Source organism: Mycobacterium kyorinense, from assembly GCF_002101735.1.
Taxonomy (GTDB): domain Bacteria; phylum Actinomycetota; class Actinomycetes; order Mycobacteriales; family Mycobacteriaceae; genus Mycobacterium; species Mycobacterium kyorinense.
In genome coordinates this window covers 50,570-64,532 of sequence record NZ_LQPE01000076.1, presented here as the reverse complement: position 1 = coordinate 64,532, position 13,963 = coordinate 50,570, and the positions used below count along the sequence as shown (strand labels likewise).

At 64.6% G+C, this 13,963-nt stretch carries 15 protein-coding genes, 1 pseudogene and 1 riboswitch; of the genes and pseudogenes, 11 read left to right on the top strand and 5 right to left on the bottom strand.

What is annotated here, in order from left to right; all coding sequences use genetic code 11:
- Positions 1-18: 18 nt before the first annotated feature.
- The gene (locus AWC14_RS09795; RefSeq protein WP_045378618.1) at positions 19-318 is read left to right on the top strand and encodes an MTH1187 family thiamine-binding protein; all 300 of its coding nucleotides are present in this window, start codon (positions 19-21) and stop codon (positions 316-318) included.
- Here the strand turns inward: AWC14_RS09795 and AWC14_RS09790 are convergent.
- Positions 306-803, bottom strand: a complete 498-nt coding sequence (locus AWC14_RS09790) for a macro domain-containing protein (RefSeq protein ID WP_045378615.1) — start codon at positions 801-803, stop codon at positions 306-308. The genes AWC14_RS09795 and AWC14_RS09790 overlap by 13 nt on opposite strands.
- An 18-nt stretch (positions 804-821) precedes the next feature.
- On the opposite strand from AWC14_RS09790, the gene AWC14_RS09785 reads away from it, so the two are divergent.
- The 5 genes from AWC14_RS09785 (at position 822) to AWC14_RS09770 (ending at position 5,362) form a co-directional block, all read left to right on the top strand.
- The gene (locus AWC14_RS09785; protein WP_045378612.1) at positions 822-2,081 is read left to right on the top strand and encodes a competence/damage-inducible protein A; all 1,260 of its coding nucleotides are present in this window, start codon (positions 822-824) and stop codon (positions 2,079-2,081) included.
- A 33-nt stretch (positions 2,082-2,114) separates the two neighbouring features.
- Complete coding sequence (locus AWC14_RS09780) at positions 2,115-3,383, top strand: HNH endonuclease signature motif containing protein (protein WP_235215898.1); 1,269 nt, start codon at positions 2,115-2,117, stop codon at positions 3,381-3,383.
- A 358-nt stretch (positions 3,384-3,741) separates the two neighbouring features.
- Positions 3,742-3,879, top strand: coding sequence for a hypothetical protein (locus AWC14_RS29175; RefSeq protein ID WP_162267187.1), 138 nt, complete (start codon positions 3,742-3,744; stop codon positions 3,877-3,879).
- Entirely contained in the window at positions 3,880-4,725 is an 846-nt protein-coding gene (locus AWC14_RS09775; RefSeq protein WP_045378609.1) for a hypothetical protein, read from the top strand.
- 43 nt (positions 4,726-4,768) lie between these two features.
- On the top strand, positions 4,769-5,362 hold the full coding sequence (locus tag AWC14_RS09770) for a sensor domain-containing protein (RefSeq protein ID WP_081968129.1): 594 nt from the start codon (positions 4,769-4,771) through the stop codon (positions 5,360-5,362).
- Between the two features lie 113 nt (positions 5,363-5,475).
- Here AWC14_RS09770 and AWC14_RS09765 read toward each other — a convergent pair whose 3' ends face one another.
- On the bottom strand, positions 5,476-5,658 hold the full coding sequence (locus AWC14_RS09765; protein WP_045378722.1) for a YegP family protein: 183 nt from the start codon (positions 5,656-5,658) through the stop codon (positions 5,476-5,478).
- A 76-nt stretch (positions 5,659-5,734) separates the two neighbouring features.
- Here AWC14_RS09765 and AWC14_RS09760 point away from each other — a divergent pair, with 76 nt between their 5' ends.
- The 3 genes from AWC14_RS09760 (at position 5,735) to AWC14_RS09750 (ending at position 7,858) form a co-directional block, all read left to right on the top strand.
- Positions 5,735-6,094, top strand: coding sequence for a DUF732 domain-containing protein (locus tag AWC14_RS09760; RefSeq protein ID WP_045378603.1), 360 nt, complete (start codon positions 5,735-5,737; stop codon positions 6,092-6,094).
- Between the two features lie 90 nt (positions 6,095-6,184).
- Complete coding sequence (locus tag AWC14_RS30185; protein WP_158089882.1) at positions 6,185-6,739, top strand: DUF732 domain-containing protein; 555 nt, start codon at positions 6,185-6,187, stop codon at positions 6,737-6,739.
- A 566-nt stretch (positions 6,740-7,305) separates the two neighbouring features.
- Positions 7,306-7,419, top strand: a riboswitch (SAM riboswitch).
- A 34-nt stretch (positions 7,420-7,453) separates the two neighbouring features.
- Complete coding sequence (locus tag AWC14_RS09750; protein ID WP_057003234.1) at positions 7,454-7,858, top strand: hypothetical protein; 405 nt, start codon at positions 7,454-7,456, stop codon at positions 7,856-7,858.
- On the opposite strand, the pseudogene AWC14_RS09745 reads toward AWC14_RS09750, so the two are convergent.
- The 3 genes and pseudogenes from AWC14_RS09745 to AWC14_RS09735 all read right to left on the bottom strand — a co-directional run.
- A pseudogene (locus AWC14_RS09745) lies at positions 7,853-8,959 on the bottom strand (alpha/beta fold hydrolase); the annotation flags it as partial. The gene AWC14_RS09750 and the pseudogene AWC14_RS09745 overlap by 6 nt on opposite strands.
- Positions 8,960-8,968: 9 nt before the next feature.
- The gene (locus AWC14_RS09740; RefSeq protein WP_081968127.1) at positions 8,969-10,246 is read right to left on the bottom strand and encodes a sialate:H+ symport family MFS transporter; all 1,278 of its coding nucleotides are present in this window, start codon (positions 10,244-10,246) and stop codon (positions 8,969-8,971) included.
- A complete protein-coding gene (locus tag AWC14_RS09735; RefSeq protein ID WP_045378597.1) occupies positions 10,243-11,157 on the bottom strand; it encodes an alpha/beta fold hydrolase in 915 nt (304 codons plus the stop codon). Before AWC14_RS09735 ends, AWC14_RS09740 begins: the two co-directional genes overlap by 4 nt.
- Positions 11,158-11,219: 62 nt before the next feature.
- Between AWC14_RS09735 and AWC14_RS09730 the strand changes: the two genes are divergently transcribed.
- The gene (locus AWC14_RS09730; protein ID WP_045378595.1) at positions 11,220-12,287 is read left to right on the top strand and encodes an amidohydrolase family protein; all 1,068 of its coding nucleotides are present in this window, start codon (positions 11,220-11,222) and stop codon (positions 12,285-12,287) included.
- Between the two features lie 90 nt (positions 12,288-12,377).
- Complete coding sequence (locus AWC14_RS09725; protein WP_057003233.1) at positions 12,378-13,865, top strand: glycoside hydrolase family 183 protein; 1,488 nt, start codon at positions 12,378-12,380, stop codon at positions 13,863-13,865.
- Positions 13,866-13,963: the final 98 nt, after the last annotated feature.

The window sequence follows — 13,963 nt, the reverse complement described above, 5'->3', positions numbered from 1 at the left end:
ACCCCTTATGGTCGAGCTATGTCAGTGCTGGTCGCCTTCTCGGTCACGCCGCTGGGCGTGGGCGAAGGGGTCGGCGAGCTGGTCGCCGAAGCGGTGCGGGTGGTCCGCGCCTCCGGCTTGCCGAACAAGACCGACGCGATGTTCACCGTCATCGAGGGCGATTCCTGGGACCAGGTGATGGCCGTCGTGCAGCGCGCCGTCGAAGCCGTGCAGGCCCGCGCGCCCCGAGTCAGCGTGGTGATCAAGGTCGACTGGCGCGCCGGTGTCACCGACGCGATGACCCACAAAACCGAATCGGTGGAGCGCTACCTGTCCTGAACCGCGGCTTCGAACGCCCGCTCGGCGTCGTCGCCGTGGACGGCGAACACCACCCGCTGCAGCGAGCTGGGCTGGTGCTGCCGAACGGCGTCGACCATCAACCGGGCCGCCTGGTCGAGCGGGAAGCCGCCGACGCCGGTGCCGAACGCCACCAAAGCCAGTGAGCAGCAGCCGAGTTCGTCGGCCTTACGCAATGTGGATCGGGTTGCGTCGGCGATGATTTCGGCCGACGTCGGGCCGCCGAGTTCCATCGTGGCCGCGTGGATCACATAGCGGGCGGGCATGTCGCCGGCCGTGGTCTCGACGGCTTCGCCGAGCCCGATCGGCGCCTTTTCGTTGGATTCCCGCTGCACTTGTGGGCCGCCGGCGCGAGAGATGGCCTTGGCGACGCCGCCGCCGTGCTTGAGTTCGGTGTTGGCCGCGTTGGTGATCGCGTCGACCTCGAGCTTGGTGACGTCGGCCTGAAGCACTTCGATTTCGATCATGACCTTAGTGTCGTACCAGTGAGCGCACGCGCGGGCATTGTTGTCACCGGGACCGAGGTGTTGACGGGGCGAGTCGCCGACCGCAACGGGCCGTGGCTCGCCGATCGGCTGCTGGAGCTGGGGGTCGAGCTCGCGCACATCACGATCTGCGGCGACCGGGCGGGCGACATCGAGGCGCAGCTGAGGTTCATGGCCGATCAAGGTGTGGACCTGATCATCACCAGCGGTGGGCTGGGCCCGACGGCCGACGACATGACGGTCGCGGTCGTGGCGCAGTTCTGCGAGCGGGAGCTGGAGTTGGACGCCGAGCTGGAAGGCAAGATCGCGGCGATCCTCAAGTCGCTGATGGCGCGCATCGGCGGCGACTTCGACGCCGTGCGGGCCGCCAACCGTAAGCAGGCGATGGTGCCGGCCGGGGCGGTGGTCCTCGACCCGGTGGGAACAGCGCCGGGCGTCGTCGTGCCCGGCACGCCGACCGTGGTGGTGCTGCCCGGACCGCCGCGCGAGCTGCAGCCGATGTGGCGCACCGCGGTGCAGACGCCCGCTGTCCAGGACGCGATTGCCGGGCGGACCGTGTATCGCCAGGACACCGTGCGGATGTTCGGGCTACCGGAGTCCGGGCTGGCCGACAGTTTGCGCGACGCCGAGGAACGCCTGCCTGGTTTCGAGTCGCTGGAGATCACCACCTGCTTGCGGCGCGGGGAAGTCGAGATGGTCACCCGCTATGAGCCCGACGCCGCCGACGTGTACCGGCAACTGGTCGAGTTGCTGCGCGAAAAGCACGGGGAGCACGTCTTTTCCGTCGACGGCTCGAGTGTGGACGATCAGGTGGCGCAGCTCTTGACCGGCCGCCGGATCGCAACGGCAGAGTCATGCACCGCCGGGCTATTGGCGGCGCGGCTGACCGATCGGCCCGGTTCGTCGGACTACGTCGCCGGGGGAGTGGTTGCCTATGCCAACGAGGCGAAAATCCAACTGCTGGATGTGGATTCGGCGTTGATCGAGACCCACGGGGCGGTGTCAGAACCGGTGGCCGAGGCGATGGCGGCGGGCGCGTTGCGCCGCTTCGACGCCGACACCGCAGTAGCGATCACCGGGATCGCCGGGCCCGGTGGGGGAACCGAGGACAAGCCAGTTGGCACGGTGTGCTTCACGGTGGCGCTGGCCGACGGAAGGTCGATGACCCGGACCATCCGGTTGCCCGGTAATCGCGCCGACATTCGCGAGCGCTCGACGACGGTGGCGATGCACATGCTGCGGCGGATGCTGACCGACTAACCCCTGTCGGTGGAGCCCTGTAGTATCAAAACTATGTTCGATATAGGCCCATCGCTTCAGGTCACAGGCTGTTTTGCCGATGCGGATGACGCCGCTGTGATTGATGCGATCACGTCGGCGGCGCGGGCGCAGAACGCGATGTGTGGGCGGGAGTTGGCTGCGATCGGTGAGTTGTACGCGCGGCGGGCGCCTGAGGACGATGTCGACCGGCAAAACTGGGCCATCGACGGGCATGAGAACGTGGTGGCCGAAGTGGCCGCGGCGTTGGGGATCAGCCGTGCCGTGCCCGTGGGCGGCTGCGGTACGCGATTGTGTTGCGTGAGCGGCTGCCTCTGGTGGCTGAGGCTTTCGCGGCGGGGTGCTATCGATTTTCGGGTGATGGCGGCAGTGGTCTGCCGCACTGAGTTGGTTGAGGATCCAGTGTTGATCGCCAAGATCGATGCTGCGATCGCCCGTCATGGACACAGGTGGATGCGCCTGTCGGAGCCCAAGCTGTTCGAGCGCATCGACATGTGGGTCGCCCGATTTGATCCGGCCGCGCAGCGGGTGCCTGGGGAGCGCAACCAGGATCGTTATGTCGAAATCGGGCCCGTCCAAACGGGGTTGGCCGGAATCTGGGCCCAGGTTCAGGCTCACGACGGCGCCGCGTTGGATCACAAGCTGGATGCACTGGCCTCCACAGTGTGCCCGAATGACCCGCGCACCAAGGCGCAGCGACGTGCCGATGCGCTGGGTGCCCTGGCCGCCGGACTCGACGTCATGCGGTGCGAATGTGGGTCAGTGGATTGTGCTGCGGCAGCGCGGAACCCGGGCGCGGACGTGATGATCCATGTGTTCGCCGATCAGTCCTCCGTAAAAGGTGAGTCGCAGGCGCCGGGCTTTCTGCCGGGGTTTGGACCAGTTCCCGCACCGGTGCTGCGCAACTTGGCCGCTACCGCCAAACTCAAGCCGGTCGTGAAGCCTTCCGCAGATCCGGAGCCGGGTTATCGCCCGTCGGCGGCTTTGGCCGAGTTCGTACGGCTGCGGGATTTGACCTGTCGCTTCCCCGGTTGCGATCTGCCAGCCGAATGCTGCGACATTGACCATACGGTCCCATTTCCGCTTGGGCCCACGCATCCGTCGAATCTCAAGCTGCTGTGTCGTTACCATCAACGATTGGCTAGAGAACACTTCAGAGTCTGGGCTGGTCAGAGCTGGTCAGCGCCACCGGCCCGCCACCGTGCCACCAGGCCGCAGTATCTGATAGCTGAAGTCGTACTTCACCGTCGTGCTGCTGAGGTCGGTCGCGACGCCTGGACCTAACTGCAAGGCCTCGACACTCTCACCCTCCCCTAGGTTGGCTTCGGCCTCAGCGTTCGCCAGTGCCCGCCGCCTCACTTCGTTGTGGGGCGTTCCATGGGGCACCAGGATCGTGCCATGTCGGACATCGGGTTCTGTCATGGCTGTAAGGCTAAGCGTCACTGCGGATAGTTTCCGCAGTTCAGCCCCACCCGATCCCGGTAGACTCCCGCTCATGCAACCGCTGCGAGTGAGCACCGACGACATGCGGTCACGGGCCACCGGGTGCGCGGAGTTGGCAGCCAAGCTGAACGCTACCGATTTACCCTCGGCAGACTCAGGATTGCCGTGTCAGCCCAGCACGGCGGCAATAGGGGCACTGTTGACCGATGCCGAGGCGGCACGGGCAGCCGTAGCCAACCGGATAAAGGACACATCGGTGGAAGTCGCTTCTGCCGGTACTGCGTATGCGAATGCCGATGCTGACGGCGCAGCCAAGCTTGGTGGTCAGGTGGTGTAGGTGGGCGCGACCGTCGCCGGTGATTCGGCACTGCCCAGCCTCTCGGAGTTGCGGGCATGGCCCACCGATCACTTCAACGCGATTGCAGATTGGTGCGACGCCGAAGCCGACCGGTGGGAAAACAGTTTCACCGAAGCCCATAAGCAAGTTCGCGAGGCCGACTGGGAGGGTCAGGCTCACGACCAAGCGATGCAGCGCATGGAAACCGACTTGGCAAAGGCTCGCGGCGGGGGCAGCGCATTACGTGACACGGCGAAAATCCTGCGTATTGGTGGTGAGAATGAGGGCTTCGCCAAAGCCGCTTTACTGCGGGCGGTCAACGAGGCTAAGGCAACCGGATATGTTGTGGGAGAAAACCTTTCGTTCACCGACACGGTGAAGTACACGTCGTGGGATCAGGCCCAGGCCCGCCGTGCCTTGGCTCGTGAGTTCGCCGCCGAGACCCACGCTCAAGCCGCCTCCCTAATGCGGATCGACCAAGACATCGCCAAGCGCTTGCCGCCGATTTCAGCTGCGTTGCGGGGGGTTAGGTTTGCACCGTTGACTCCGACAACAACGACCACGACTCCGACGCCTCCGCTGCCGAAATGCGATCCACAGGAGGAGATTCCGAAGCTCACCAAGGAACTGGCGGAAGTCAACAAAGAGATTGAGGACCAAAAGGCGAAGCTCAAAGAGATTGAGAAACTGCCGCTTACCGATCCGCGACGGTTGGAGTTTGACCGGGAGTCGGCCCGTATCAACGCGAAGCTGGCCGGGATTATCAATAGTGCGCTGGAGTGCGGCTACAAAATTGTCTACGACCCTGACCACGGTTGGGAGATCGTTCCGGGGCCAGGACGCTGAAAAGGGAGGGGACGCACCGCAATTGCGCATACTAACTAGGACGTTGGCCGTCATCTGGTGTTGTGTTGCGGTGTCGGCGTGCGCCCACAAAACCAGCAACGGGCCATCGCATATTAATGCCGATGCCTTGATTGTCAGCGTCGACGATGTGCGCCGCATCGCTGATTTCGACGGACTGGCACCGGAGCCTGCGTTGGATTTGCACCAGCCGGGCCACTCTGATGCTGACGCACCGCCGCCGTGTCGGGCAGTGTTCGACCAACAAGCCACGTTTGGCGGCGGCTGGACGCAGTTTCGTTCGGTGACCTACAACGGGCAAGCCAACCAACCGGGTCAGGCTCCGGTGCTAAACGGGGTCGATCAAGCTGTCGGCGTCTACACAGACGACGCAGCGGCGCGCAGCGCGTTTGATCGACTGGTTCCGTCGCTGACAGCATGTTCTGGACTCCACGACGAAAACTACGCCTTCACCGTGAACAGGCCCGACCCTTCAACGGTAGCTCTGGATAGTGAGCAGTTCGCTTCGATGTACCGGGTGAAATCATCTGTGCTGGTTGAAGTCAGCGTGTCGGAGTTTTCGCAACGAGACCGTATCGCCGGTTCTGTGCTGCAAACGATCACCGAGCGCATCAAGTAGTGCCGCCGGATTCATCACCGAAGGACGGCGCTGCTGCACGCCGCACGCTATCGCATTCTTTGGTGCGTGATTCCCGCCGTTCAAAGGGTGACATGCGGGCTGGGACTGCACCGTTACGCTTCGGCATCCACCACCGTGGCACCAGGCGCATTGGTCTGTACCGATTTGATGCCGTTCTCCGCGCTGGCCTTCGACTTGTAGCCCTCACTGGTGGCGATGACCTCCCCATTGGGCGCCTTGAGGTGGAAGCGGAACTCGCCGCGCTTGTCTTTGAACAATTCAAACTTGCCCGCCATCTCCGTCTCCTTCGGTTCCAACGGTGCGAACGGTCCTCACGGTAACTCACCCTGTCGGAATTTCACCGAATCCCCAGTGATCAAGGGCGTAGGTGAGCTACGCTCCCGTCACCCGGCTGGCTACTGGGACACCTTAAGGGCTGCGAAGGTGAAGATCTGGATAGCTGCCGCGATAGCGGCGATAACTCTCGTCGCGGCTACGCCCCAAGCGCGCGCCGACGATGATGCGTTTCTTGATGTGCTTTCGGACACTTACTTCTACCAGAAGTATGGGCCGAAAGTGCTGCTCAACGAAGGTTACAAGGTATGCAACGCCATTGATGAGCAAGGCGCCAGCGAAGAAGAGGCCATCGACATGGTCCAGTCTGATTTGGATGTATCACCCTTTGCGGCAGGGGAGATTGTCGGCGCGGCGATGGCCGGCCTCGGCTGCTGAGGCCGTACTGAGACGAGCGAACCGACCGAACCTGCCGAACCCGCCACCGAGGCAGCCGACACCGCTATCACGCCTAGCGGCAAGCCAACGGTGCCAGCGGATTTGGCATGGTCGCTGGACACCGAAGAAACACCGACGCACGATCGCCGCTGGCGTGGGCCGGTGACATCGGCGGTACTGGTCACCCTGCTATGTCTGATTGTTGCTGTGGTTACGTGGTTTTCGATAACCCTCTACCACGAGAACGACTCGCGGCCACCGGCATCTACTCCGGCATCGTCGGCTGTACCCAAGGCGGCACCACCACCGCCGCCGCCAGTCACCGTCACCGCTACCCCTGCGCCGCCACCGACGCCAGCGCCGACAACAACGCCTGTATTGTCCGACACTGACCGGCAATTCCTGGACACGCTGCGCCATAGAGGTGTCAACTACCCCTATTCCAACCCTGAGTACCCGATAGTCCACGCTCACGCGGTGTGCGACTACATGAACACGCATCACTTTGAATGGGGAGAGGACCATGAGGCCTCAGTGGATAAATACGTTGAGACAACGACGATTTGGTATGGCGACGATGCGGTGAATTTTCAAGGCGCTGCACGTGCGAGCTACTGCCCATCCACAGTGAATCCCGAGTACTGAGACCGGCCATCGCTGCCCCAGGGTGGGAGCTAGCGCTTATTGCACCGCCGAGTCGTGCGCCTGGCCCAACGATTCACCGGCTTCCCGGCGCGGGGGTGGGTGGCCAGATGATCCACCGGCTATTGGTGCACCGAACCAACTCGCCGACTGCGGGCATGACTCCAAAGGGTGGGCACCAGTTTGCTCAGGCGTCAGACTGTGTGGGTCTTACACCCGGCGTCGGAGCACTGCGGCGCGTACCAGGTGGGCGCGCTCTTTTTTACCCGGCCACGGTACAACATGGTGAAGTAATAACCGGACTGCTCCATAGGCTTGTCGCACTCTGGGCACATCTCACCGGTAGGGTGCGGCGGGATCAGCTTCATTGGCATGGGTCAACCGTAGGTCCTCCACCCGACGCTCACGGGCCTGTGACACGCCGGACAGCATGGTCAGCTAATCAGCGCCGCAGCAGTGCCAGGTGGACATCGCGCAATGTGCCCTCAGCAACCACGTAGCCCTGAGTGTCCAGCAATTCATATCTGCCGAACGTGACTGCCAGCGGATCGCGAGTAGATTGGACTCTGCTTCATGAGATGCCGTCGCCAAGCTCCGACTGGATGGCGCGCCAACCCCACGCTCGTGGGTGGCTCGGATGACGAAGCGGCCTGGCACCAACCGGTGTCCGGCAAGAGCGCCTCCATTGTGGAGGCCCGATCTTTCGGGAGTACTGCAATGCCTCGGAACCAAGGCAAGCGCGAATTGATCTTCATGATCCCCGCAGAGGACAAGACCGAGGAGGAACTGGCTCACGAGGCATGGCTTGCCATCCAACGGTGGCGGGCGAAGCAGGAAGCCGACCTCGCCAATGCCCTGCGCAATCAAGCCTTGCAGTCGCTGAACGACACCGACCTTGTAACGGCGCGAGAGTTACTGCAAGAGGCCGCATCTAAGGCCACCGACGCGAAAAACCTACTGCAAGACGCCAGCCCAGAAGAGATACGCGACCTCGACGACTTCATTCGCCGCTGCAGCAGTACTGCCGGGTGGCTGTCAATCAGGACCGACGATGATGATGCCGAGTCAGCACGGTACTTGGAAGGCTGGGACTACGAGAATGATGCGCCACCACCGGACTGAGCGTACGGCGTCGACAATCGCGTCCGCACAAGCGATCCCTGCGCTCGGGCTGGTGAACGTCGCGACGAACCCGTCGCCCGCGGTGTTCACTTCTCGGCCGCCGAACCGCTCCAGCTCATGGCGGATGATGGCGTCGTGGTTGTCGAGCAGATCGCGCCACCGACCGTCGCCGAGCGCCGCGGCGTGTTCGGTTGAGCCGACGATGTCGGTGAAAACGATTGTGAGAAGCACACGTTCGGTGTCGAAGCCACTTCGCACGCCGGTGATGAACTCCTCGATCTCGTCGAGCATCGGCGCCGTCTCGCCCACCCAGTACAGGGAATCGGCACCGGGCAGCTCGACAAAGCGTGATCCCGCGATGTGCTCGGCGAGGTAGCGGCCGTGGCCGATCGGAATGAAGTCGACGTCTCTGCGGTGCAGGATCAGCGTCGGCGCGGCGATGCACGCGAGCCTGTCGCGGACGTCGGAGTCGAGCACCACCTTGGTCGCGGCGCGGGCCATGCTCGGCGACGCGGCACGGTTGCCGGCAAGATCCCACCAGGCGCGAAAGGCGCCGTCGCGGGCCACACTCGGCGCGACGATGCCCAGGACGTCGAAGCCTTGCTCGACGGCGTCGGGCTCGATGCCCACTGTCATGAACTGACTAGCGGCACCCAGCTGCGCGCCGACCGGATAGTCGGGTGCCTGAAGCGCGCGCGCTGCGCCGTTGACGATCACCAGACTGCGTACTCGCTCCGGGTAATCGGCGGCGAGGACGATACCGACCATCGCGTTGAAACTCGGCGCGAAGATCGCCGCCTGCTCGCACCCGGCCGCGTCCATCACCGCGATCGCATCCTCGGCCCAGAACTGCGGGCCCAGCATGTCGCGCGACGGGATGCGCGACGACAGGCCCATTCCGCGGAAGTCGAAGCGGATCACCCGGCCGAACGCCGCCAGGCGCCGGTGGAAGCGGTACATCGACGGCTCGCTGTCGATGGTGTCGATCGGGATGGACGGCCCCGGAACCACCAGCAGGTCGGTCGGGCCGTCGCCGAACACCTGATAGGCGATGTCGATCTCGCCGCAGTTGGCGTAGCGAGTTCGCGGACCCTGCACCACGGCCTCAGGTTAGGCCAGTTCACCGACAGAATCGTCGCCGGTGCGGGCGACGGGCTCTGCGAAGGTCTGCTCAGTACCGAACCGGATGCCGGTGGCGTCCCTGCCGACCATCGTCAGCAGCGCAACCGCGATCAGTACCGGCACAATCGTCGCCGCCAAGGCAAACGGGTAGCCATGGGAATCGGCCAGCCGTTCCTGGATCGGCAGGTTGAAGGCGGCCAGCAGGTTACCCAGCTGGTAGGTGACGCCGGGGTAGAAGCCGCGGATCGCGTCCGGCGACATCTCCGTCAGGTGCGCCGGGATGACACCCCAGGCGCCCTGCACGACGACCTGCATCAGGAATGCGCCGAGGCACAGCATGGCCGCGGTTCGCGAGTACGCGAACAACGGCACAATCGGCAGCCCCAGCACCGCGCAGAACACCACCGTGTAGCGCCGGCCCAACCGTTGGGACAGTGTGCCGAAGGTCAGGCCGCCGACGATGGCGCCGACGTTGTAGATCACCACGATCGACTTGGTCGTCGCGGGGGACAGGCCTGCGCCGGTCGACAGGAACGTCGGATAGACATCCTGGGTGCCGTGGCTCATCCAGTTGAACGCCGTCATCAACAGCACCAGATAGACGAACCGGCGGACGATCTTGGCGTCGGCCAGGACGTCGCGAATCCTGGTACGGGTCAACCGCATTCGGTCCTGCGTTACTTCCCACACCTCAGATTCCTTGACCCGGTAGCGGATGATCAGGCTGACCAGAGCAGGGATGATGGACAGCCCGAACAGCCAGCGCCACGACAGCCCCAGCCAGTTCATCACCACCAGCGACGCCACCGTCGCCAGCAGATAGCCGAAGGCGTAACCCTCTTGCAGCAGACCGGAAAAGAAGCCGCGGCGCTGCACCGGAACCTTCTCCATCGCCAGCGCGGCCCCAAGCCCCCATTCGCCGCCCATCCCAATGCCGTACAGCAGCCGAAGGATCACCAACACGGTGAAATTGGGTGCGAACGCACACAAAAAGCCGACGACGGAATAGAACGTGACGTCGACCATCAGCGGCAGCCGCCGTCCCACCCGGTCCGCCCACAGCCCGAACAGCAGCGCACCCACCGGGCGCATGACGAGGGTGGCCGTCGTCAGAAACGCGACTTCAGTCTTGGTGTGGTGGAACGTTTTTGCGATGTCGGCGTAGACCAGCACCACCAGGAAGTAGTCGAACGCATCCATCGTCCATCCCAGCAACGCCGCGATGAATGAATTGCGCTGGTCGGCGGTGAGCCGTTGGGCACTCACTTCTTTTCGGCGTCGTCCCACACCTCGATGACGGTGCGCAGAATCTCCTCGGCGCGGCCCAGCCCGGCCAGATGGCTTTCGCCGGGCAGGTGATACAACTCGGCGTCGGGCAGCCGGGAAACGACGTGTTGACCGTGGGCGAACGGAACGATGTGGTCGCGGTCGCCGTGCCACCACCGCACCGGAACCTTGACCTGCTCGAGCCGAAATCCCCAGTCCCGGGCGAACACAACGACGTCGGCGAACGGGGCGGCGAGCTGCTTTCGGCTGCCGTTGAGCAGATCGTCGAGGAACATCGCCTTGAACTCCGGCCGGACCAGCAGCCGCCGATCGGCTTCCGGTGAGATGCGTGCGTAGGCGTACAACGCAGGCTCGGCCACTGGGCGAATCATCCAGATCAAGGCGACCGCCGCCAACCTGATGGGCAGACCGACCCGCTGGAGCAGCGGCGCCACCAGAGTTCCCAGCGCCATCACTCCACCATGGGCGGCATCCGTGCCAGTGGTCGGCGCAACGCCCCCGAGAACCCCGGCCACCACGACGCGATCCGGCATCGCCGCCGCGCACCCGAGCGTGTAAGGACCGCCGCCGGACAGACCGATGACCGCCATCTTGTCGATGCCGAGCGTGTCCGCGACCGTGCGCAGGTCGTCGGCGAACGCGACGACGGTGTCGTACTGGTAGGGCGTGGAGGAACCGATCCCGGGCCGGTCCACGCCGATCAGCCGGATGTTGTTCTCTTCGGCGTAGACCCGTGCCTCGGTGGGGATCTGCCGGCGGGCGCCCGGAGTGCCGTGCAGCCAGAAGACGGCGCGACCCTGCGGGTCGCCGAATTCGGCGAACCCGAGTTGGCGGTCATCGCCGACGGCGATGTTGCCTTCCAGCTTGGGCCGAGCGATAGCGATAACCATGACGAGAGTGTTTCATGTGCGGTGTACGTCGAACCGCAGATTGCCCTAGGAGCGGAGCAAACATGCGCATCATCGACGCCGACGCCCACGTCGCCGAGAGTCCGTCGCTCGCGGTCGAAGCGATGCAACGCTGGCCCGCACACGTCACCACGAGCACCGACGGTCGGCCCCGATTGCGCATCGAGGGCCGCTACTACCCGGAGGACCACGGGCCGGGTGCCGGAGTGCCCGTCGAGCACGGGCTGAGCACGGCGGCGGGCCTCAATTGCAGGTCGGCCGACGGCGTCCTCGGCGACGCCGACCGCGACCACATCGACACGATGGTGCTCTATCCCAGCCTCGGCCTGTGCACGCCGACGCTCGAGGACCCCGAGTTCGCCGCCGGGTTCGCGCGGCTCTACAACGAGTGGGTGGCCGACTACTGCGGCCCGACGGACGGCCGGCTGCGCGGCGTGGCGGTGACCCCGATCGAGCACGGGCAGGTGGCCATCGACATCATGCGCGAGGCCAAGGGGCTTGGGCTGGCAGCCACGCTGCTGCCGCCGGCGCTGAAGACCCGCAACCTCGACCACCCCGACCTCGACGCGTTCTACGCCGCCGCCGTCGACCTCGAGATGCCGCTCGGCATCCACGGCGTGCCGGGCTTCCACTTACCGAAGATCGGCGTCGACCGTTTCACGAATTACATTCAGGTGCATTGCGTCAGCTTCCCGTTCGACCAGATGACGGCGATGACCGCGCTGGTCTCCGGCGGCGTCTTCGACCGGCACCCGGGTTTGCGGGTGGCGTTCCTGGAGGCGGGGGTGGGCTGGGTGCCGTTCTTCATCGACCGGCTGCACGAGCACTTCGAGAAGCGCGGCGACTGGATCAAGGGCGGCTGGCAGCGCGACCCGCAGGAGTACGTGCAGGCCGGCAACATCTGGGTGACTTGCGAGCCCGAGGAGCCGATCCTGCCCGGAGTCATCGAGGTGCTCGGCGCCGACTTCATCATGTTCGCCAGCGACTACCCGCACTGGGACGGCGAGTGGCCGGAGAGCACCAAGCCTCTGCGCACCCGGGCCGACATCAGCGACGACGCCCGCGCCAAGATCGGCGGCCTCAACGCGCAGCGTTTTTACGGGCTCGGTTGACCACGGTTGCGACACGGTCACGGATTCATACCTATCGCGGCTCAGCGGTCACAGGAACCACATTGATCACTATCGTCACATGAGCCAGCTGTGGATGCCAATTCGGCGTCCTGCCACGCGGAAAGGTGTGACGTGTCGCCGGTTCCTCGAATCGTGTCGCTTTCGGTGGTGTCGGCGGCCGTAGTCGGACTCATTCTTCCGGTCGGCCTCGCGCCACCGGCGGCCGCGTTGCCGTGCAGCGCGCCGGAAGCGAACGTCGAGCCTCCTCCCATGACCCCGGTGGTGCCGATGCCGGGGCCGGTCGTGCGGCCGCCGACGGGACGCAAGCCGCGCGGCGCCAATGAGCAGGCGCCGCTGCCCAGGCTGGGACCGCTGATTTCGTCGTTGCTGCACCCCGGCGGCCGCGCGCCGGTGCGACAGCAGGCGGCGGTGGTGCCACCGGGACCCGGCACCCCACAGCCACCGCCCAATGCGGCTCAGCCGGTTCCGAATGCGGCCCCCGAGCAGGCGCCGCCGGACGCCGGACCGCCCGCCGGGATCGCAGGGGCGCCGACATCGCTCGTCGAGTGGGTGACCGGGCCGAACGGCCCGAACCAGACCCTTCAACGTTTCGGCATCTCGGGGACCGATCTCGGAATCCTTTGGGACAACGGCGATCCCGCAAACCATCAGGTGCTGATGGCGTTCGGTGACACGTTCGGCTATTGCAGCGTGAAGGGCCAGCAATGGCGGTACAACACGTTGTTCCGCAGCCCGGACCGCAATCTGTCGGACGGAATCAGCGTGGCACCGGGCGTGGTCAACGACCGATACTCCGGATCCCCGGTATGGCAAACGGGCATGTCCAAGCAGGTCATCAACAGCATCAAGGCGGCGCCGCACGAGACCGGGATCATCCCCACCGCCGGCATCTCGGTCGGCCGCACCCAATACATCAACTTCATGTCGATCAGGGAATGGGGCCGCGACGGCGAATGGTCGACGAACTACTCGGCGATCGCGATGTCGCCCGACAACGGCCAGAGCTGGGGGGTCTACCCGGGCACCGTCCGTTCCGTCTCGCCGGAGAGCGTTCCGGGCGCCCGGTACGTCCCGGGGAATGAGAATTTCCAGATGGGCGCGTTCCTGCGTACCGGCGACGGTTATGTCTATTCGTTCGGGACGCCGTCGGGCCGCGGCGGTTCGGCGTATCTGGCCCGGGTTCCGCAGGGGTTTATCCCGGACGTGACCAAATACCAATATTGGAACGGCGACTCGAACTCCTGGGTCCCCAACAACCCGGGAGCGGCCACGCCGGTTATCCCCGGGCCGGTCGGCGAAATGTCGGCGCAATACAACAACTATTTAAAGCAGTACTTAGTGCTTTACACCAACGGCGCCAACGACGTGGTGGCACGGACCGCCCCGGCTCCGCAAGGACCGTGGAGCCCGGAGCAATTGCTGGTCTCGTCATTCCAGATGCCGGGCGGTATTTACGCGCCGATGATGCATCCCTGGTCGACCGGCAAGGACCTGTACTTCAATTTGTCGCTGTGGTCCGCCTACGACGTGATGTTGATGCACACCGTGCTGCCCTAGCGAAATCCCTTGTCCCCAAAGAGGTTCAGAAAATAACCAGGAAAAGGTGTAGTCGGCTTGCCGGCGGGGTATTGCATGAGAACCGCTGACAAGAGGAA

What these genes read in the sequence shown, in the direction of transcription:
- AWC14_RS09795 (WP_045378618.1), top strand. Translation starts at nt 19, where the DNA reads ATGTCAGTGCTGGTCGCCTTCTCGGTCACGCCGCTGGGCGTGGGCGAA.
- AWC14_RS09790 (WP_045378615.1), bottom strand. Translation starts at nt 803, where the DNA reads ATGATCGAAATCGAAGTGCTTCAGGCCGACGTCACCAAGCTCGAGGTC.
- AWC14_RS09780 (WP_235215898.1), top strand. Translation starts at nt 2,115, where the DNA reads ATGTTCGATATAGGCCCATCGCTTCAGGTCACAGGCTGTTTTGCCGAT.
- AWC14_RS09765 (WP_045378722.1), bottom strand. Translation starts at nt 5,658, where the DNA reads ATGGCGGGCAAGTTTGAATTGTTCAAAGACAAGCGCGGCGAGTTCCGC.
- AWC14_RS09750 (WP_057003234.1), top strand. Translation starts at nt 7,454, where the DNA reads ATGCCTCGGAACCAAGGCAAGCGCGAATTGATCTTCATGATCCCCGCA.
- AWC14_RS09735 (WP_045378597.1), bottom strand. Translation starts at nt 11,157, where the DNA reads ATGGTTATCGCTATCGCTCGGCCCAAGCTGGAAGGCAACATCGCCGTC.
- AWC14_RS09730 (WP_045378595.1), top strand. Translation starts at nt 11,220, where the DNA reads ATGCGCATCATCGACGCCGACGCCCACGTCGCCGAGAGTCCGTCGCTC.